This window comes from Rhizobium sp. P44RR-XXIV (assembly GCF_001999485.2).
Classification (GTDB): Bacteria; Pseudomonadota; Alphaproteobacteria; order Rhizobiales; family Rhizobiaceae; genus Rhizobium.
Genome location: NZ_MPVZ02000026.1, coordinates 717,731 through 737,970 on the forward strand (window position 1 = coordinate 717,731; position 20,240 = coordinate 737,970).

Annotated in this window: 17 protein-coding genes and 2 pseudogenes; 14 read left to right on the top strand and 5 right to left on the bottom strand. The window is 62.2% G+C overall.

Annotated features, from left to right (window positions below; genetic code table 11):
• The first annotated feature begins 24 nt into the window (after nt 1-24).
• The 5 genes and pseudogenes from BSK43_RS12350 to BSK43_RS12370 all read left to right on the top strand — a co-directional run bounded on the left by BSK43_RS12350 (nt 25) and on the right by BSK43_RS12370 (nt 4,763).
• The gene (locus tag BSK43_RS12350) at nt 25-909 is read left to right on the top strand and encodes a sugar ABC transporter permease (RefSeq protein ID WP_077472181.1); all 885 of its coding nucleotides are present in this window, start codon (nt 25-27) and stop codon (nt 907-909) included.
• Nucleotides 909-1,754, top strand: coding sequence for a carbohydrate ABC transporter permease (locus tag BSK43_RS12355; protein ID WP_077472180.1), 846 nt, complete (start codon nt 909-911; stop codon nt 1,752-1,754). The genes BSK43_RS12350 and BSK43_RS12355 overlap by 1 nt, the downstream gene beginning before the upstream one ends.
• Nucleotides 1,751-2,773: an SIS domain-containing protein gene (locus BSK43_RS12360; RefSeq protein WP_077472179.1), complete on the top strand. Its 1,023-nt coding sequence runs from the start codon at nt 1,751-1,753 to the stop codon at nt 2,771-2,773. Before BSK43_RS12355 ends, BSK43_RS12360 begins: the two co-directional genes overlap by 4 nt.
• A complete protein-coding gene (locus BSK43_RS12365) occupies nt 2,774-3,703 on the top strand; it encodes a PfkB family carbohydrate kinase (RefSeq protein ID WP_077472178.1) in 930 nt (309 codons plus the stop codon).
• Nucleotides 3,700-4,763 (top strand): annotated as a pseudogene (locus BSK43_RS12370) (ABC transporter ATP-binding protein). The gene BSK43_RS12365 and the pseudogene BSK43_RS12370 overlap by 4 nt, the downstream one beginning before the upstream one ends.
• A 26-nt stretch (nt 4,764-4,789) precedes the next feature.
• Here BSK43_RS12370 and BSK43_RS12375 read toward each other — a convergent pair.
• Nucleotides 4,790-5,425: a methyltransferase domain-containing protein gene (locus tag BSK43_RS12375; protein WP_077472176.1), complete on the bottom strand. Its 636-nt coding sequence runs from the start codon at nt 5,423-5,425 to the stop codon at nt 4,790-4,792.
• Nucleotides 5,426-5,567: 142 nt separating this feature from the next.
• Here BSK43_RS12375 and BSK43_RS12380 point away from each other — a divergent pair, with 142 nt between their 5' ends.
• The 9 genes from BSK43_RS12380 to BSK43_RS12420 all read left to right on the top strand — a co-directional run bounded on the left by BSK43_RS12380 (nt 5,568) and on the right by BSK43_RS12420 (nt 16,633).
• On the top strand, nt 5,568-6,242 hold the full coding sequence (locus BSK43_RS12380) for a response regulator transcription factor (protein ID WP_077472175.1): 675 nt from the start codon (nt 5,568-5,570) through the stop codon (nt 6,240-6,242).
• Entirely contained in the window at nt 6,239-7,642 is a 1,404-nt protein-coding gene (locus tag BSK43_RS12385; RefSeq protein WP_077472174.1) for a HAMP domain-containing sensor histidine kinase, read from the top strand. The genes BSK43_RS12380 and BSK43_RS12385 overlap by 4 nt, the downstream gene beginning before the upstream one ends.
• Nucleotides 7,643-7,798: 156 nt before the next feature.
• Nucleotides 7,799-8,941: a hypothetical protein gene (locus tag BSK43_RS12390; protein ID WP_348641750.1), complete on the top strand. Its 1,143-nt coding sequence runs from the start codon at nt 7,799-7,801 to the stop codon at nt 8,939-8,941.
• 116 nt (nt 8,942-9,057) lie between these two features.
• The gene (locus BSK43_RS12395) at nt 9,058-9,732 is read left to right on the top strand and encodes a response regulator transcription factor (protein ID WP_077472172.1); all 675 of its coding nucleotides are present in this window, start codon (nt 9,058-9,060) and stop codon (nt 9,730-9,732) included.
• Nucleotides 9,729-11,066 (top strand): HAMP domain-containing sensor histidine kinase, encoded by a 1,338-nt coding sequence (locus tag BSK43_RS12400; RefSeq protein WP_077472171.1) that lies wholly within the window; start codon nt 9,729-9,731, stop codon nt 11,064-11,066. Before BSK43_RS12395 ends, BSK43_RS12400 begins: the two co-directional genes overlap by 4 nt.
• Before the next feature lie 266 nt (nt 11,067-11,332).
• Complete coding sequence (locus BSK43_RS12405) at nt 11,333-11,962, top strand: outer membrane beta-barrel protein (protein WP_077472170.1); 630 nt, start codon at nt 11,333-11,335, stop codon at nt 11,960-11,962.
• A gap of 64 nt (nt 11,963-12,026) precedes the next feature.
• A complete protein-coding gene (locus BSK43_RS12410; RefSeq protein ID WP_077472169.1) occupies nt 12,027-13,229 on the top strand; it encodes an efflux RND transporter periplasmic adaptor subunit in 1,203 nt (400 codons plus the stop codon).
• A 9-nt stretch (nt 13,230-13,238) separates the two neighbouring features.
• Nucleotides 13,239-16,367, top strand: a complete 3,129-nt coding sequence (locus tag BSK43_RS12415) for an efflux RND transporter permease subunit (RefSeq protein WP_077472168.1) — start codon at nt 13,239-13,241, stop codon at nt 16,365-16,367.
• 50 nt (nt 16,368-16,417) lie between these two features.
• The gene (locus tag BSK43_RS12420; RefSeq protein ID WP_205910608.1) at nt 16,418-16,633 is read left to right on the top strand and encodes a hypothetical protein; all 216 of its coding nucleotides are present in this window, start codon (nt 16,418-16,420) and stop codon (nt 16,631-16,633) included.
• 72 nt (nt 16,634-16,705) lie between these two features.
• Here BSK43_RS12420 and blaOXA read toward each other — a convergent pair whose 3' ends face one another.
• The 4 genes and pseudogenes from blaOXA to BSK43_RS12440 form a co-directional block, all read right to left on the bottom strand.
• Nucleotides 16,706-17,509 (bottom strand): class D beta-lactamase, encoded by an 804-nt coding sequence (blaOXA, locus tag BSK43_RS12425; protein WP_077472167.1) that lies wholly within the window; start codon nt 17,507-17,509, stop codon nt 16,706-16,708.
• 14 nt (nt 17,510-17,523) lie between these two features.
• Nucleotides 17,524-18,261 (bottom strand): SIMPL domain-containing protein, encoded by a 738-nt coding sequence (locus BSK43_RS12430; protein ID WP_077472166.1) that lies wholly within the window; start codon nt 18,259-18,261, stop codon nt 17,524-17,526.
• A gap of 39 nt (nt 18,262-18,300) precedes the next feature.
• Nucleotides 18,301-18,686 (bottom strand): annotated as a pseudogene (locus tag BSK43_RS12435) (hypothetical protein).
• An 81-nt stretch (nt 18,687-18,767) separates the two neighbouring features.
• Nucleotides 18,768-19,664: a sterol desaturase family protein gene (locus BSK43_RS12440; RefSeq protein WP_077472165.1), complete on the bottom strand. Its 897-nt coding sequence runs from the start codon at nt 19,662-19,664 to the stop codon at nt 18,768-18,770.
• Nucleotides 19,665-20,240: the final 576 nt, after the last annotated feature.

The window sequence follows — 20,240 nt, forward strand, 5'->3', positions numbered from 1 at the left end:
GAAGAATGAAAGAAGGGGCCCGTCATGTCCGGCACCTCCATGACAACTCGCGCCTGGTTTTTGATGTTGCCGCTGCTGGTGGTGATGGTCGCCGTCATCGGCTGGCCGCTCGTCGACACCGTCGGCCTTTCTTTCACCGATGCAAAGCTCGTCGGCACCGGCGGTAATTTCGTCGGCATCGACAATTACGCGAAGATGCTGGCGAACTCCAATTTCCAGCGCACCCTCATCACCACGGCCTGGTTCGCGATCATCTCCGTCGCCGCCGAAATGGTGCTCGGCGTGCTCGCCGCGCTGCTGCTGAACCAGGACTTCAAGGGGCGCGGCGTGCTGCGCGCGCTGATGATCCTGCCCTGGGCGCTGCCAACAGTCGTCAACGCCACGCTCTGGCGGCTGATCTACAATCCGGAATATGGCGCGCTCAATGCCGCGCTGACCCAGCTCAGCCTGCTCGACGCCTATCGTTCCTGGCTCGGCGAACCGGGCACGGCGCTGACGGCGCTCATCGTTGCCGATTGCTGGAAGAATTTTCCGCTGGTGGCGCTGATCGCGCTCGCCGCACTGCAAGCCGTGCCGCGCGATATCGTTGCCGCCTCGCTGGTCGATGGCGCCGGACCCTTGAAGCGCTTCCGCTTCGTCATCCTTCCCTATCTTGTCGGACCGCTGATGGTGGCGCTGGTGCTGCGCACCATCGAGGCCTTCAAGGTCTTCGACATCATCTGGGTGATGACGCGCGGCGGCCCGGCAAACAGCACGCGCACGCTATCGATCCTCGTCTATCAGGAGGCCTTCTCCTTCCAGCGGGCGGGGTCCGGCGCGTCGCTTGCCCTCATCGTCACGCTTTTGGTCACGGTGCTGGCCGCCGCCTATGCCGCCCTTGTCCGCAAAACCGCAGGGAGTGCCACCTGATGGAACGCAAGAGCCCGCTCTTTACCTGCTTCATCTATGTCTGCGCCATCCTGCTCGCCGTCGTCATCCTGGCGCCGATTGCCTGGCTGTTCATCATGAGCATTTCGCCGGCTGCCGATCTTGCCGCCAAGCCCTTGCGCTGGTGGCCGCAGACCGCGGATTTCTCGCGCTACAAGTTGCTGCTGTCGACGCTGGAAAACAGTGAGGGTGCAGCCTTCACCTCGTCGCTGCGCAACAGCATCGAGGTTGCCGGCATGGCGACCATCGCCGCGATCGCGCTCGCCATCCCAGCCGGCTGGGCCGTCTCGCGCACGCCGTCTGTCGGCTGGTCGCTCTCCATGGTGATCGCCACCTACATGCTGCCGCCGGTGGCGCTGGCCGTGCCGCTCTATATGGGCCTTGCCTATCTCGGCCTGCTCAACAACGTCTTCGGCCTGGCGCTCGTCTATCTGACCATCCTCGCGCCGTTCACGACCTGGCTGATGAAATCCGGTTTCGATTCCATTCCGAACGAGATCGAGGCTGCAGCGATGATCGACGGCGCCGGGCTGTTCCAGACGCTGAGGATCATCACGCTGCCGCTTGCCATGCCCGTGGTCGCGACCTCGGCGCTCTTCGCCTTCCTGCTTGCCTGGGATGAATTCTTCTATGCGCTGCTCTTCACCTCGGACCAGCGCGCCAAGACCCTCACCGTCGCCATTGCGGATCTCGCAGGCGGCCGTGTCTCGGATTACGGACTGATCGCGACTGCCGGCGTGCTGGCCGCCCTGCCCCCGGTGCTGATCGGCCTTGTCATGCAACGTGCCCTCATTTCAGGGCTGACCAATGGCGGCGTCAAGGGATGAACATGACCAAAGAGAAAACCCGCCCCGAAGGCCTTGCCGCCATCGATCGCGAAATGGCCCGCCAACATGCCGACGCGCTCGCTTCCTTCGAAGCGGCGACCGATATGGCCGCCACGGCCGCCGCCTCGCTGAAGCGCACCGGCAAACTCTTATTGCTCGGCATGGGCGGCTCCCACGCCGTCAACCGCGCCGTCGAGCCGCTTTATCGCGCCGCCGGTATCGATGCGGTTGCGCTGCCGCTCTCCGAACAGCTCGGCCAGCCGCTGCCGCTTGAGGGACGTACGATCTTCGTGACGTCGCAATCCGGCGAAAGCGCCGAGGTCGTGCGCTGGTTCAACGAGACCGGCGGCACGGCCGAGACTTTCGGCCTGACGCTCGAGGGCAGCTCTTTTCTTGCGAGAACCGCGCCTTCTCTCGTCGGCGCCGGCGGCACCGAGCTTGCCTTTGCCGCAACACGCAGCCTCACCGTCAGCTTCGCGCTGCACTTGGCGATCTTCGCCGCATTCGGGCAAGATCCGGCGCGCGCTTTGGCGGTGTTGCAGGCTCCTGAGACGCCCGCCATCGAGCCGGCCCTTGCAGCCCTCGCCAATGTCGCGACGGTTGTCACCTCGGGCCGCCGCCTGCAGGGCGTGGCTGAAGCGCTGGCGCTTGGCCTCACCGAACTGTCGCGCCGCCCCTGCTTCTCACTCGAAGGCGGCCAGCTGCGGCATGGGCCGATGGAAATGCTCGGCCCGTCGATCGGCGTGGTGCTTTTCCGCGGCAATGATGCGACAGCCAGCCTGGTGACCGCCATGGCCGTTTCCGCCGCCGAAACAGGCGCGCCGGTGGTGATCTTCGATGGCTCCCAGGAAGAGGCAGTACCGGGCTGCGTGACGCTGCGCTTCAAGCCGGAAACCGGTCTTGCCGCCGTCTTTCAGATGCTGCCTGTGGCGCAGCTGCTGATGATCGCCTTTGCCGACGAGCGGGTGGAAGATGCCGGCACGCCGGTGCGCACCACCAAGATCACCCGGAGCGAGTGAATGAAGCCGCTTGCAGTCATCGGCAACGTCAATATCGACCTGATCCTCGGGCCGGCCGCACCTTGGCCGAAGGCCGGCACCGAGATCATCGTCGATCATGACGAGCTGCGCGTCGGCGGCCAGGCGGGCAATAGTGCCCTTGCCTGGGAAGGCCTCGGCGTCGATTACGAAATTTCCGCCAATGTCGGCAACGACCAGTTCGGCCGCTGGCTGAGCGAAGCCTTCGGCGCACGCAGCAGCAAATGGCCCGTTCGGCCGGAGGGCACGACGCTCTCGGTCGGCATTACCCATCCCGATGGCGAGCGTACCTTCTTCACCACGCGCGGCCACCTGCCACGCTTCAATCTCGATGACGTGTTTGCGGTGCTCGACGGCCAACGGCTCAGCGGCGGCTATATGCTGCTGTGCGGCGCCTTCCTCACCGAAGATCTCACCCGGGATTACGACGCCCTTTTCGACTGGGCAGACAAGCACCGGATCACCGTTGCGCTCGACACGGGCTGGCCGCTCGACGGCTGGACGGAGAAAAACTGCGATGCAACGCGCAACTGGCTCTCCCGCTGTGGCGTCGCGCTGATGAACGAAGTCGAGACAACGACGCTTGCCGGCATGGACGATCCAGTCGAGGCTGCGATCGCTCTTCGATCGCACATGCCTGAGGGCGCCATCTTCGTCGTCAAGCGCGGCCCGGACGGGGCGATTGCCATCGACGCCGACGGCACGTCGGTTTCGGCCGCGGCGCCACGCGTCACGGTCGTCGATACGATCGGCGCCGGCGATGTCTTCAATGCGGGCTTCCTCGCCGCCCTTGCCCGCGGCGAGCCGCTTGCGGCCTGCCTTTCGGCAGGAACCGAAGTTGCCTCCCGCGCCATTTCCACTCTGCCGCGCAGCTACGGCCCGGCCAAAGCATCCGAGGAGGCCGTTCGATGAGCGCGCTCGAAATCCAGAATATCCGCAAAAGCTATGGCGAGCTGGAGACGCTGAAAGGCATCGACATTTCGCTTGAGAGCGGCGAGTTCCTGGTGCTGCTCGGCTCGTCAGGCTGCGGCAAGTCCACGCTTCTGAACATCATCGCCGGGCTTGCCGAGGCAACCAGCGGGGATATCCGCATCGGCGATCGCTCCGTGCTCGGCGTCCATCCGAAAGACCGCGACATCGCCATGGTGTTCCAGTCCTACGCGCTCTATCCGAACCTCTCGGTCCACCGTAACATCGGCTTCGGCCTGGAGATGCGCAAGGTGCCTGCGGCCGAGCGCGACAAGGCAGTGCGCGAGGCGGCAAAGCTCCTGCAGATCGAGGCGCTGCTGGAGCGCAAGCCGCGCCAGCTTTCCGGCGGCAGCGCCAGCGCGTTGCGATCGGCCGGGCGCTGGTGCGCAAGCCGGAGGTCTTCCTGTTCGACGAGCCGCTATCGAACCTCGACGCCAAGCTGCGCATGGAGATGCGCACCGAACTGAAGCGCCTGCACCAGATGCTGAAGACCACGGTCGTCTACGTGACACACGACCAGATCGAGGCGATGACGCTCGCGACCCGCATCGCCGTGATGCGAGACGGCAGGATCGAACAGCTTGGCACGCCGGACGAGATCTACAATCATCCGGCAACGCTCTACGTGGCGACCTTCGTCGGCGCACCGCCGATGAACCTTCTGAATGCCACCGCCGATCAGGGTTCGCTCCGCATCGACGGAACCTCGATTACCCTGCCGATGCCGCCGACGAAGGCGGAGATCAAACAGGGGCAGGAGCTGGTGGTCGGCATCAGGCCGGAAACGTTGCGGCTTGACGAACAAGGCAAGCTCGAAGCCATTTGCGAAGTGGCGGAATTGACGGGACCTGAGCTGATCGTGACGGCGCAAGCCGGTTCGCAGCGGCTGATGGCCTGCCTGCCGCCGCGAACCGCAATTGCCGAAGGACAGACGCTGAAACTCGGTTTCGACGCAAACGCGCTGCATCTCTTCGACCGCGCCACCGGCCTTCGCTGCGAATAGGTTTCGCAGGCTTCCGGATCGCCCGGTCAATCGCCAAAGGCGTCGAGATACCGGGGCGCGCCGCCTGCCATCCGACGATCGAGTCTCTCGTTCGGCCAGATCGGCGAGCGCGTGATCCGATAGACCGAAGCCGGCGGCAGGTTGAAGAGGGTTCCTCCCACCCTTTCCGTCTGCAGCCCGAGGAAATTCAGAGCGTCGTCCGACACGGGGCAGCGTGGGCCATAGGTGAACTGGTAGAATGCACCCGCCGGCCCGAGGCAGCGAAATGCGCCTTGCATGATCTTCACCACCTGGCGCGTCGGCATCGAGAGCAGCCCGAGACCGCTCAACACGGCTCCAGCACTGCCCTCGCGCAATGCAGCTGATGTCGCGATATCGGCGGCACTCATCTGCAACACGCATGCGGCCGGAAAGCGGCGTTTCAACAGGACTGCAAAATCCGGATTGAGCTCGACCAGTGTCAGGTTGTGCTCCGCCACGCCGCGGTCGCGCAGGGCCTTGGTGAAGACTCCGGTGCCCGGTCCAAGCTCGATAACCGGCCCAGTCGCCACCGAAATGTCGCGTGTCATGATTTTGGCCAGTGCCCGGCTCGACGGTGCGACGGCTGCGGTGCGAAGAGGAGCTGCCGCCCAATGGCGCAGGAAGAAGAAACTGTCTCTCATGATATCGGTTCGTCCCTTGTTGGTTGATTGCCTTCCCCAGGGATCTCGATGGTTCGTCTGACGCCTGCATTGCTTCGAAACGTCATGTTGTCGCAATGTCGCCTCGGCAAAAATTACAAGACGAATGGCGAAAGGACGAAGGATGCGGCTCCTTGTGGTCGAGGACGAGCCGGAAATGGCGCTGGCCTTGCAATCGGCGCTGCGGCGCTACGATATGATTGCCGATCATGCCGACGACATGAGCATGGCCATGGAAATGATCCTGGCGGGCTCCTACGATGCCATCATCCTCGACCGCGGACTTCCGGACGGCGACGGCCTTTCCCTTATTCCCAAGATCAGGCAGCACAAGTCGAACATACCGGTGATCGTGCTCACTGCCCGCGGCCGGCTTGCCGAGCGTGTTGCCGGCCTCGATGGTGGTGCCGATGACTATCTGGCGAAGCCTTTCGCCTTCGAGGAGCTTCTGGCGCGGCTGCGCGCCGTGATGCGGCGGCCCGACCATATCAGCCCGATGGCCTTCAGGCTCGGCCGCGTCGTCCTCGATCTTGATCACCGCGAAGCCAGGGTGGAGGGCATGCGCTTCGAGCTGCCAAGGCGCGAACTCCTCGTCCTGGAAGCGCTGATGCGGCGCGCCGGCCGGATGGTGCCGCGCGAAATCCTGATGGAATCGGTTTTCGGCATGAGCGACGAGGTCCAGTCCAACACACTCGACAGCCATATTTCGAGGCTGCGCCGCAAGCTTGCCGAGGCGGATGCCGGCGTCACCATCAACGGCGTGCGCGGGGTCGGCTACATGCTGATGGAGCAGGCATGAAGGAGGCGACTGGCCGCTCGCTGACATGGCAATTGATCCGGCGACTGCTAGTCCTCCAGAGCCTGATCCTTTTCTTCGTTCTCGGAGCCTTGTTCCTGAAGGGCGATCTCTTCGCCTTCCGCTCGACCGATCGAACCATCGAAGCCCTTCAGCATGCCATTCAGCGCGACGCTGCCGGTGCGTTGCAGCTGAGTGATACGGCGGAGCTGACAGGGCTCAGGGGAGCCGAGCCCGGCCTCTGGTTCATCATCCGCGATGCACGCGGGATGCACATCTCCGAAGGCCCGATCCCGGCGATCTTTACCCGCATCAGTGAAGCGCTGCCCGGCATCGGCCAGGCCCGATTCGGATCGACGGTCGACGCTGCTGCCATGGATCGACCCGAGGCGCGCATGCGGACTGTCTATACCCCGGCAGGCGAGATGCAGATCCTAACGGGAACCGAAAGCAAGGCGCCGCCGGCCATCGTCGCGCTCGGGCTTCTGCTTGTCTTTCTCAAGGTCGGCCTGCCGATCATGATTGTCATCGTCTTCGGCATCCTGGTCGCCACCCCTCTCGTCGTGCGCGGCGCAGTGGCCGGCATCGCGAAGGCGGAAAAACAGGCCGCACTGATCGATATCGGCCAACGCGGCGTGCGGCTGGAAACCTCGGGCACGCCGCCCGAGATTGCCTCGCTGATCAGCGCCGTCAATGAAGCCCTTCGCCGGCTGGATGACGGCTATGAGCGGCATCAGCGCTTCCTGGCGGATGCCGCGCATGAGCTCAGGACTCCGATCGCCATTCTCGGCACCCGCATTGCAGCGCTGCCGCCGACCCCGGAACGCGTACAGCTGGTCGCCGACGTGGCGCGGCTGACGACGCTGACCGAGCAGTTGCTCGATATCGAGCGCCTTCAGCGTGATATGGCCGAGTTCAAGCCCGTTTCGCTGCTGGCCCTCGGCAAGCGGGTGGTGAGCGATATGGCGCCGCTTGCCTTTCCAGCCGGTTACCAACTGGATCTCATCCATGAAGGGCCGGACGACCCCATTCATGGTGACGAGGCAGCGCTGGAGCGTGCGCTCGCCAGCCTCATCCAGAACGCCATCGATCACGGCGGCGGCAGGGGAACGATCAGCATTCGCATCGCGCCCGGACTGATTGACGTCTGCGATGACGGCCCAGGCGTGCCGCCCGCCGAGCGCGATCGGATCTTCGAGCCTTTCTACAGGCTGAAACCCCGCTCCAGCGGGACGGGCCTAGGCCTTCATCTGGTGAGACAGATCGTGGAATTGCACGGCGGCAATGTCACGGCCGATACCAGCCCCACGGGCGGCGCACGACTGACCATCGATCTGACCTCAAATCGCCGGCGGATATTGCCGGCGAAACAGGCCGGCATCGCTTATCCTCAGCCTCGATGAAGCAATTGTTGGTTGCCGCATAAATTTCGCTTCCCGTAATGTTGCTGCAAGGCGATGGGCCGACTCTGATGACCTAACGATCATCGGAACAGAACCGTGCTTCAACGACTTCAACGCAACGCGCGATGGCCCTTTGTCGGGCTTCAATTGAGCAACGTGGCCCTGAATTTCAGCCATGCCTTCGCGACGGTGCTCTATCCCTGGATCATGTATGATCTCACCGGCAGCGTGGTGTGCATGGCGCTGATGGCGTTCATCAACGGCGGCGTGCTTCTGATCGGCATGGCTTTCGGCGGCTATGTGGCGGAGATGCTCGGCATCCGTCATACTGCCCTTATCTCCGCCAAAATCGGCGCGCTGACGTCGCTGCTGATTGCCGCGCTCTATACCGCCGATTTTCTCAACCCCGGCACTCTCCTGTTTCTCAGCCTTCTAAGCTCCATCCTCGATGGGCCGGCGACGGTGGCGACCGAAGTGAAGGTTCCTGAAATTGCCCGGCTTTCGGGACTGTCGAAGACCGATGCGAATTCCATCGACGATATGATCGACGGCCTCGTGCTGCTCACGGCCTCGGCAGCCAGCGCCTTCATCATCGCCGCCATAGGTTCGAAAGATGCCGCGTGGTGGATCACGATCTGCAACTTTGCCGCCATGATGCTTCTGTCGTTCAGCCTGCCGAAATTTCGGCTGCGGGCAGCGCCGCACTTGCTTGACATCATCGTTGCGGGAAGACGGTTTCGCGGCGCGCCCATTTCGCTGCCGCTGGCGTTTTGTGCGAGTGCGGCACTCGGCTTTTTCATGACGCTGCAGATTTTCCTCGTGCCGGCGGCCTTGCGGCTGCAGGGCGAGTCCGTAGCCTGGCTCGGCATTTTCATTGCGGCATCGGCCACGGGCACGATCATGATGAACCTGCACCTGGCATCCCGCCAGGACAGGCCCACGCCATCCTCCACCGTTTCCAGAGCCTTCCTGGGACTGGCGCTCGCAACGGGACTGATGTGGATCGAGATTTCGCCGCTAACGATGATATTTGCCGGCCTTGTCGCGGGATTGGCGAACGGCTGGCTCTCGCCCGCTTTCGTGGCGATCCTCCAGGTGAAGGCGCCGCGCGATATCAGGCCCCATGTGATGGGCCTTTCCTATTCCGTCGTTCTGTTGTTTCTGCCGCTCGAATACATGCTGACCGGCGTGGCCATCGGCCTCACATCCTTCAAGACGACCTGCATTCTCGCAATATTCCTCCTGTCCCTGGCAGCGGCCGTCAGCGCCGCCTGGCTGGAATGCATCGAGAATGATTAGCCGGAAATAGACCGGGCAAACGCCGACAATGCGAGAAGCGCCCCATAGCGCGCAATGATGCCGCAATGTTCATCGCTATGTCTTGAACGAAATGCACCACCTTAGAAAGGGAAACAATGCGCCTCTTGCTCGTGGAAGATGAGCCGCAGATGGCAGATGCGCTTGCGACCGCGCTGCATCAATACGACATCATCGTCGATAACGCGCCGACCCTGGAATTTGCGAGAAACGCCGTCTCGGAACATGTCCATGACATGATCGTGCTCGACCGGCAATTGCCCGATGGGGACGGGCTCGAACTCATTCGGCACCTGCGTTCGATCGGCGCGACGATACCGGTCATCGTATTGACGGCCCGCGGCTCCCTCGCCGATCGCGTCAACGGTCTTGATCTCGGTGCGGACGACTATCTTTCCAAGCCCTTCGCCCTCGAGGAACTTCTGGCGCGCATCCGCGCCCTGATGCGTCGGCCGGCCAATGTGGCGCCGATGGTCGCCCGGCTCGGCCAGCTTGAATTCAGCCTCGATAACAGGGAGGCCCGGATATCAGGCAAACTGCTGGACTTGCCGAGGCGCGAGCTTCTCGTTCTGGAGACGCTGATCCGCCGGCAGGGCAGAACGGTCCTGCGTGCGGCGCTGGAGGAAGCCGTTTATGCCTTCGACGACGAAATCCAGTCGAATGCGCTCGATTCGCATGTATCGCGGCTTCGCAAGAAGCTCGCCGATGCGCAGGCAGGCGTGGAGATCCATGGCATTCGCGGGGTCGGCTATCTGTTGAGGCCAATCGCATGAAGCGTGCCCGGGCAAAATCGCTGAAGCGCCGGCTGATCGCGCAGCTTCTGCTCTTCCAGGTCGGCATCCTCCTTTTGTTCAGCGTGGCGTTCGTCGCCTACCTGATACAGGCGGGCGAAGGCATCGTTCTCTCCGATCCCGAGTTTGCTGATGCTGCCGGACGCGCAATCGAGCGCAAGGCCGACGGCCAGCTCGTTCTCAACGAGACGGACGAAATTGCCAAGCTGCGGCAAAGTTCGGCGGACTTCTGGTTCGTCGCCCGCAGCGAAAAGGGTGAAATCATTCAGACCGGCAATGTGCCTGCGGTTTACGCCGCGATGGCGGAACACCTGGATCGCATAACCTTCGGCGATATCCGGGATACCAAACCACCCTTCTCCTATCTGGCCGTCATACGCAACACATCCGGCCCCGCGGGAAACTTTACCGTGATCGGCAAGGGTGATGTGTTCAGCATGACATATGCCATCCTGCTTCTCTCCAACCTGCTGATGGTGCCGATCCTTGTGCTGCTGGTCATTGTGACCATCGTCATCATTCCATGGATCGTGAGCAGGGCATTTTCCCGCCTGTCCACCGTCGCCAAGGAAGCCGAATCCATCGATATCGACCGGCGCGGTTACAGGCTGCCGGAAACGGGGATCCCGCGCGAAGTCATGCCGCTCGTCAATGCGATCAACGGTGCGCTTCAACGCCTCGATGAGGGGCATGAGCGCCATCAGCGCTTCATTCTCGATGCCGCGCATGAATTGCGCACGCCTGTCGCCATTCTGCAGACCCGCATCGAGACGATCGTCGAGGGGCCGATCCGCAATCGGCTTCTGTCCGATGCGGGTCGCATCTCCGCGCTCGCCGAACAGCTGCTCGACCTGCAGCGTCTGGATGTCATCGGTGCGAACTTCTCGCCCGTCGATCTGCTGGACATATGCCGCGATGTTGCCGCCGATATGGCGCCCTTGGCCATCGCGCAGGGATATGACCTTTCGCTCGAGACAAGGCTCGATCGCCTGATTGTCCAGGGCGATGCCGGAGCGCTGCGCCGCGTCGTCTTCAACATCGTTCAGAATGCGATCGAGCATGGTGGCGGCAAGGGGAATATCACGATCAGGATCGACAGGCGCGCAATCATCGAGGTGACGGACGAAGGTCCGGGTGTGCCCGCTGCAGAGCGCGAGAGAATCTTCGAGCCCTTCCATCGCCTTCATCCGCATGAGCATGGGGCCGGCCTCGGGCTCAATCTGGTCAGTGAAATCATGCAGCGGCACGGCGGCAACGTCACCGTCTTGGACGGTCCACAGGGTGGCGCCTGTTTTCGCCTGTCTTTCCCGAGTTAGCGGCTGGACGCACCCAACCTTCCTTAACAGATAGTTAAATATTTCACTTCAACCCTATAAAAACACTGAATAATTTTTCAATATTTTTGAATCCTGCAATGTGCCCGCAATTCTCGCAGGCAAAATGATCCGCATCTCCTGAGACCGATCCGTTCCCAAGACGGGCGGCGCTGGAGACCAGCAGGAACCGGTTTCCGGTTCTCCAACGCAAATAGAGACCTTGCGAGCGCCTAGGGATGGCGCATGGGTTTCGTATGGAGTTATCAATGTCTCTCAGCGCAAAATCTTTCCTGTTCGCGGCTCTGGCCATTGCGGCCGCAACCAACGCATCCGCGGCCGACCTCACGACCTATCAGGCTCCGGACGCCGGCTACGAACAGCCACCGGCCTTCAGCTGGGGCGGCGCCTATTTCGGCGCGCATGGCGGCGTTGCCTCACCGAAGCTGAACCCTTTCGCCAGCGGCAAGGGTCTGACCGCCGGTGTACAAGCCGGCTACAATTTCCAGGTGGGGCCTGGCATCCTCGGTGCGGAACTGGAAGGCTCCTACCTCGGAAACAACGAAGTGAACGTGCCTAACGGCAAACTGGAAGAACGCTTCCGCGGTGCCGCCAAGGCAAAGGCCGGCCTGACCTTCGACCGCACGCTGGTCTATGGGACGGCGGGTCTGACGATGACGAAATTCGACGGCGGAAGAGGCGTCTCCGGCCCGAGCGGCTGGAAGCAGGGCTACCTCTTCGGTGGCGGCATCGAACAGGGCTTCGGCGGCGGATTGTCGGCCAAGGTCGAATACAACTACGTCATGACCAATGACGTGTCGACGACGAGCTCCAGCGGCAGATCGAAGACCGATGTTCGCGACCACGTCATCAAGGCCGGTCTGAACTATCGCTTCTGACCCGGCAGGTTCCGCAGACGTGGGCACGGCTTTCAAGCAAGCCGTGCCTGGCGGGGAGCGGCGAATGACGGCTAATCAAACCCCGAGCCAGCCGCTTTCGCCGCTCTCACTTTTGAGACGACAGTCCAAGTTGGATGCCATGACCAGTCGCATCACGAAAATAACGATCATCCTGGCGCTGGTTGCGCTGGGCGTTGTAAGCGCCGTGATCGTGCCGGCCAGCCGTGACATCAGTGGCGCGGCCCAGATCACGCAGGCGCCAGCGGCCAAGACGATCGAGGTCGCCTCCATGGAGGTGATGCGGGTCCGTCGGCAGACCTACAGCCAGGAGCTTCGCATCAACGGCTTCATTCAGCCGGCCCGGCGCGTGACGCTGACGGCGAGATTATCCGGCACGCTGGCGTCGGTCGAGGCCGATGTGGGAACAGCTGTTCGCGCCGGCGACGTCATTGCGCGCTTCGATACCGAAGCCTTGACGCTTTCTTTGAACAGGTTGATCGCGACGACGGATGCCAAGGCGGCAACGCTTCTGCGGGCGCAAAAGGATCTTGAGCGCACGCGCAGCCTTGTCGCCACCGGAGGGGTCGCACAGGCCAAGCTGACGGAGGTCGAGACCGACGTGGCGGTGTTGAAAGCGGAGCTGCGTGCCCTGCAGGCCGAACAGGCGGAAGCACAGCGCGCACTCAGCGACGCGGTCGTCACCGCACCTTTCGACGGCATCGTCAACTCCCGCAGGATCAATCCGGGACAGGCCGTATCGATCAATACCGAGCTGTTCGAGATCGTCGATATCGCGCAGCTCGACCTGGTCGCCCTCATTCCTCCGCAGGAGAGCGCCGGGCTTTCGATCGGACAGGCGGCATCCATCAAGATCGAGGGAATGCCGGACGAGGCTCTCCTGGCGCGGCTCGACAGGATCAGTCCCGCAACCCTCGACAATTCGCGGTCGCTACAGGTCTATCTCAGGCTCGAACATGTCGTCCCCGGCCTTCGGGGCGGCATGTTCGGCCATGGCTCGCTGCAGATCGACAGCCATGACAACATTCTCGCCGTGCCCGCCGCCGCAATCATTACAGAAGGCGGCGAAACCCTTGTCCGGACGATCATCGACGGCGCCGTGCATCGACAGCCGGTTACCCTCGGCACAGCGAAGGTCGGCGAGGATCTCGTCGAGGTTCGAACCGGACTAAGCGAAGGCGATGCCGTCATAACCGTTCCGCTCCGGGACGCTGCCAACGGCACCTCCGTGAAGATCGCAGAGCGCTAGGGATCACCGATGTTTCTTGCCCGTATTTCCATTCAGCAGCCCGTTTTTGCGACCATGGTGATGGTCGCCATCGTCGTCCTGGGGATCACCGCCTGGTCGCGCCTGCCCGTGGACTTGCTGCCCTCCGTCGACTTGCCGGCCGTCGTCATCTCCACCAATTATGACGGCGCATCGACGCTTGCCGTCGAGCAACAGGTCAGCCGACCCATCGAGGAAAGCATCGGCGCCATTGCCGGCATCAAGAAGATCACCTCGAAATCATCGACGGGCAACTCCCTCGTCATCGCGGAATTTACGCTTGAAACGCCATCGAGAGCAGCAGCGGATGAGGTGCGCGACCGCATATCGCGGCTGCAGGATGTGCTTCCCGAGGGTGCGGATCGGCCGCTCGTCACGCGCTTCAATCCGCAGGACGCGCCGATCATGTCGCTCGCGGCCTTCTCCTCGGATCTTTCCCTTAGCCGGATGACGAAGATCGCCGACACGACGATCGTGCCCCGGCTGCGGCGGGTGCCCGGAGTGGGCCAGGTGACGCTTGTCGGCGGCAGTGAAGACCAGGTGCGAATCCAGCCAGACCCGGCCAAGCTGCTTTCCTTCGGCATTCCGATGCCGACGGTCATCGAAGCCATACAGCGGGCCACGCGTGACAGCGCCATCGGATCCATCGTCTCGTCGACGCGCGAGCGCAGCGTGACCGTCAGCGTGCAGCCGGGCAACGTCAGAGATTTCGCCGATATCGTTATCACCCAGGACAGCGCCGGTCGCCCGATCCGGCTCACGGAAGTCGCCGATGTGATGGAGGCCGGGGCCGACCCGAAGAGCCGGGCCTGGTTCAACGGCAAGCCTGCACTCGGCCTCGACATCAACAAGCTCGAAGGCGCCAACACCGTCGACGTTGCAAATGGCGTCGAGCGAGAGCTGGCTCAACTGAGGAAGGACGATGCGCTCAAGGATATCGGCATCGTCATATCGCAGGATAGTTCGCGAACGATTGTCGGACAGATCGGCGACGTACAAAGGACCATCATCGAGGGTGGCGCACTGACCATCGCGATCGTCCTCCTGTTCCTGAACTCCTGGCGCTCGACCATCATCACGGCCCTCACATTGCCGGTCTCCGTCATCGGCACCTTCGCGGCCATGGCCGTTCTGGGCTTCAGCCTCAATCTCATGACCATGCTGGCGCTGTCGATCTGTATCGGCATCCTGATAGACGACGCGATCGTCGTCAGAGAAAATATCACTCGCCACGCTGCCATGGGCAAGGATCGCAAGCGGGCGGCGCTGGACGGCACATCGGAAATCGGCCTTGCGGTGCTTGCCACCACGCTGTCGATCGTCGCCGTCTTCCTTCCTGTCGCCTTCATGGGCGGGGTGATCGGCCGGTTCTTTCTGCAATTCGGCATCACCGTCTCCGTCGCGGTGCTGATATCGCTCTTCGTATCTTTCACGCTCGACCCGATGCTTTCCAGCGTCTGGGCGGATCGGCCCGCGTCGGGGAAAAGAGGTCGCCTTCAGGTGATGCTCGATCGCTTCGACCATGGCTTCGAAAGGATCGCACAGCGTTATGGCGGCATCGTCGGCTGGTGCCTTGCGCACCGGGCCGTGACCTCCCTTTGTGTTCTCGGGTTCTTTGCCGGAACTCTTTGCCTCATCCCGCGCATCGGCACGGAATTCGTGCCGAAATCGGATCAGGGCATGGTCGCGGTCGGCCTCACCTTGCCGGAGGGATCATCGGTCGAATATACCGCCGCCAAGATCAGGCAGGCCGAAACGATCCTGCGGCAGTTTCCGGATATTCTGGATCTCTACTCGACCGTCAACAGCGGCGACGGCGCCAACACCAACGAGGCAAGAATTGCCGCTTCCATGGTGTCGGCGGACAAGAGAACGATGACTTCGGTCGCGATCGCGCCGAAGCTGCGCAACGCACTAGGCCCGCTCGCCGGCGCCACGGTCGAGGTGGGACAGCCCGGAGAGATCTCCGGCGCCGAGGCAAAAACGATCCAGATATCGATCCTGGGCGGCGACCTGAACGTGCTGGAACGCCTTTCGCTAGATATGAAGGCGAAGCTCGGAAAGGTCGCAGGGCTCATCGCGCTCGAATCCTCCGCCGACAAGAAACGGCCGATGCTGATGATCCGTCTTCGTGCCGAGCAGGCGGCCGATCTCGGAATTTCCACGGCGACGATCGAGCGCAATCTTCGGCCGCTGGTGGCTGGCGAAAAGCTGACAAGCTGGGCTCATGGCGGCGACGAATCCCGCTATGTCGCCATTCGTTTGCCGGAAGCTGGCCGCCGGACGATCGAGGATCTCAGACAAATTCCCATCCCCGTCGCAAGGGTCGGCGCAACGGGCCCGGCGACAACCGTGCCGCTGGCGCAGGTCGCCGATGTCTCGGAAACCCTCGCGCCACAGACGATCGTTAGGCGCGACGGGGATCGTGAGGTTCGCCTCTCCGCCAATCTCAGCGGCCAACCCCTCGGTGTGGTTGTCCGCGACATCCAGACCGTCATCGGCTCGATGGAGCTGCCGGCAGGCTATCGCATCGCCATCGGCGGCGAGGCGGACGACATGATGGAAAGCTTCGGCTATGCGGCTCAGGCGCTGGTGCTCGCAGTCATCTTCATCTACCTCATCCTTGCCTCGCAATTCGGCTCCTTCGTGCAGCCGATCGCCATCATGACCAGCCTGCCGCTTTCGATCAGCGGCGTACTGGGCGGCCTTCTGCTAACCGGGTCCACCATCAACATCTTCTCGGTGATCGGCTTCATCATGCTGATGGGCCTGGTGACGAAAAATGCCATCCTGCTGGTGGATCACGCCAACAAGCGCCGTCAGGAAGGCGCCAGCATGCGACAAAGCCTGATCGATGCCGGCACGATCCGTTTCCGCCCTATCGTCATGACCACGTCGGCCATGATCATCGGCATGATGCCGCTGGCGCTTGGCTTTGGCGAAGGCGGGCAGGAGCGTGCCTCGATGGCCCACGCCGTCATCGGCGGCCTCCTGTCTTCGACTGCGCTGACGCTTGTGTTCGTGCCGGTCGTTCTGTCCCTGATCGAAAGCTGCAGGACAATACTAATGAGGAGAAAAGCCAATCCGGAGACGGATAGAGCGGAGGATGTGGCCGCATGAGGAGACATGGAGCCTGGTTCCGCGTCAAGGCCTATGGCTAGGGAGCAGGCTTGCCCTGCCGCTGGCAAGGCTGGGCGGCGCTGACGGCCTACGCCCAGGTCCTCGGAGTGATCATCGCCATGGGAGAAACATGGCGGGACGGCCATCCGGCGAGCTTCGTGCTCGCGATCTGCATCCCGACAGCCTTGCTGTTCCTGGTCAGCTGGTGGAAAAGCGACGCCCCATGGCGCTGGCGATGGGGCGGAGACAAGGGCAATGGAATGTGAATGCGATAGGTGTCCAGGCGTTTCAGGAGCAAGTCCGTTTAAACGTCCATGCTCCGGAAATGCCGGCGTCACTCATATCGCATCAGGTTTTGTGAAGAGATCGGCAAGAATGGCATCGCGCGCCCGTTTGCCGGCCGAGCCCGGTATCTTCTGTTCCTCGCCGATCAGACGCGCAAAAACGATCTTGCGATCTCCCCTGACCGCCCAGCCGACGAACCAGCCATACATCCTGAAGCGGTCACCACGAATGCCGATCCGCGACGACGGCATGGCGCCGGTCTTGCCATATGCATGCCAGCCGGATTGCTGCACCCCATAGTCGGCTATCCTTGTCGTCATGTCATAGGCCAGCTCGCTCACCCCCAGTTCCCGCCGCACCAGCTTTCGCAAAAAGGCGAGCTGCTCGACGGGAGAGATTTTCAGCGACGATCCGAGCCAGGCATGCGTCAGGCCGTCATGCTTGCCGGGATTGCCCGACACGTCGGCATTGCCGTAATTGAACTGCCTTGTATAGGCTTGAAACTTGGTGGGGCCGAGCGCCTCCGTAAGGCGCTGCGAATACCAGACGATGGATTTTTCCATCCAAAGGCGCGGCGTCGCGCTATCTTCCCAAGTCGTCGGCCAATCAGAATAGCCCTTCACGAAGGGCCAGACCGGCTTTGACTCGTCAGCCAGAACATGGGCATCGTAGCCCATGAGGCTCAGGGCCAGCTTGAAGGTCGATGCCGGTGAAAGCCGGCGGTCGCAATCTCCCTGCTTCAACAGGACCTTGCCGCTTTCGACGTCCTCCACGACGGAGCAGATCGTCTCGGCTTGCGAAATGGCAGGCAGTGCAGCAAAGGCCACGGTCACCGCGGCGATGCAAATATGTCTCATGATGCTCTCCCCCCTTACCGTGCGACCAGGTAGGACACCGCGACGCGCGCCGTGATGACATTCTTGCCGGTTTCGATCGGCACGCCGGCGTCCGAACTGGCGGCACGCAGCCTTGCTTCCGTCGACGCATAGGGAAATATGGTTGCCGCGGGCTGATCTTCGATGGCGACAATCGGCCCGAGCCTGAGGCCCGAGGCCTGCGCCACGGCACTGGCGCTTTTCGCTGCGGCGGCCACGGCGTGCTTGCGCGCTTCATCGACAGCACCAGCAGCATCCTCCACGAGGAAATCGACCGAGCCGCCCTCGTTGACGCCGTTCTTCAGGGCCACATCAAGGACATTTCCGACCTCGGCAACCTTGCGAACACGCACCATCAGCGTGTTGCGGGCATCATAGCCCGAGATGGTCGAGGAAGGCGCTGTGCCATCGGGCTTCGCCGTATAATCGAAACGCGGTGAGATCTGGAAATCCGCGCTCTGCATGTCGTCTCTCCCGATGCCCAGCGATACGAGCGCGGCGATGAGCTTGCGGGTCGCCTCCGTGGAGGCCGAAACCGCCTGGCTCGCCTCACCGGCCTGGCGCAAAACCGTCAGGCGGACGACTGCGATATCCGGGCTGCGAAGGATCTGCCCCTCGCCGACAACACGAATGAGGCCCGCGCCCTGGCCTATCGTTTCCTCGGCCCGCGCGGAGGCGGCCAGGGCGATGGAAAGACTGGCGATGGCAACTGCGATCATGGAACTACGCTTCATGTCCTATAATCCTGCGACTGGAGGTATTGACGCCTGGGCCTATTCGCATTCGAGCGAAGGCTGCCTGAAGCTGGTCACGTACCAGTCAGAGCCGGAGCCTCGGGTGTAGAAGGTATAAAAACATTCCGTTCTCTCGAGATAGCCGGGAGTCTCCATGACCTCATAGCGGCTGCCGCGCCGTGTTTCCTTCACTTCGCCGGTGGATTGGCCCGGCACCACCTGCGTCTTCTGCTTGCGCCACTGATAGGCCCGCTCGCCGGGGCGCAGATCATAGACATTGTCCGGTGGGCCATAGTCGAGCATGACGCTGCTGATCGGCGCGCGATATAGCTCTTCATGATTTGCGAGGCGCAGGCCGAGAGGACCAGTAGGATCATCAGGGCGGCAATGCCGAGCGGGAACCGCTTGATGCGAATGGCAGACATCAGGAACGTCCTTTTGCAACTGAAGAGAGACCGCGGCAGGGGTACGTCGGCTGGATTACGGCAGCATTGCGTGAGACCGCATCAGCCGTCTTTTGTCGCGCGTCCAATAATCTGGCGAATCCCATCCTTTCGGAAAGGCTGTGCCAATTGCCGCAGGAAGCCTCTGGCGATCTGGCCGCGAATGCCGATATCGGTGGAAGAGGGCCGGTCCGGATTGAAGTAGGTGCCGAACAGCAGATCGAAGAACACGACGTTTTCGCCGTAATTCGTGTTGCCCTCGCGGATATCCTTGGAATGATGCCAGCGATGCAGGCGCGGCGTGCTGAAGATATAGTCGAAGAAGCCGGTCCTCATGTCGACATTGCAATGGGTGAGAATGCCCATGAAGGCCGTGACGGCGCCGAGCCACCAGAACACTTCGAGCGGTGCGCCCATCAGATAAAGCGGGATCTGGCTGAGCGCGACCTTGAACAGCGAATCGGCAATATGAAAACGTCCGGTATTGATGACCCAGAGGCGCGTCACGCTATGGTGCAGGGCATGGAATCGCCAGAAGAAAAGCCTCTCATGGGCAATCCGGTGCGACCAGTAGAGCCCGAATTCAGCTATGACGACGGCCATAACCACCTGCAGAGGCATGGGTATCGCAGCCGGCCAGACGTCAAACCGCGCGCCGGCGAGAGGCTGCAGCACGGTCGCGGCGAGCATCGGAAAGACAACGGCCAGCAGCGCGATGATCTGCACCAACCCCTTGGTCAAAAGCGTATGGGCAATATCGTTTGCCGTTTCCCCGTCCGCAAGCAGCCAGCGCCGCTCATAGGGGATATGGCGCTCAAGCAGGAAAAGCAGCAGCACCTCGCCGGCATAGACGAGAGCGAAGGCAAGCATGGGGCGCTCGCTCGAAAAAGCGAAATGGGCGCCCAGCAGGCCGGAAAAGAACACCAGCGGCCAGGATGAGAAGGACAGGATCGTCTTCATTGCCGATCCAGCCAGTCCAACAGCTCGGGGCAGGACCGGGCGCGCCCATCGCTGAAGCGCCCATCGGTGCATGGGTTCACACGAGGACGCCGTGGCCGGCGATCGTCATTCGGCCATTCGCGCCATCGATCCTGCCGCAATGCACGCCTGAGTTCCGCGCAGGTTCGCGGCCGCCCATCGCTGACGCGACCATCGGTGCAAGGGTCATATCGGTACTGGATGGAGAGAACAGGTGGCTCCTTGTATTCGGTGCCCGGCTGCTGCCCCGAGAAGCAGTGTCCGCCGGTCAGGACTACACAGGCCAACAGGAACGGTAATTGCATAACATCCGCCTTCGATTGATAGGACGGCGGCAATTTCCGCAGGCTGAATTGCGTGAGCATTGCGGTTTTCGGAAGAAATGCTCATTGGCTGTTTTGGGGTTGATGTGCCCCATTCTCACGTCCGCTTCCGTTTTGCATTGGAAGTTTGATGCTGCTTGAGGCAATACCCGAACAGAGCTCGAACGCGCCTCAGCCTTCAGGTTATGGTGCTGAGGGACGATGAGCATAGCTGTTGCATTGTTTGGGGACAGGA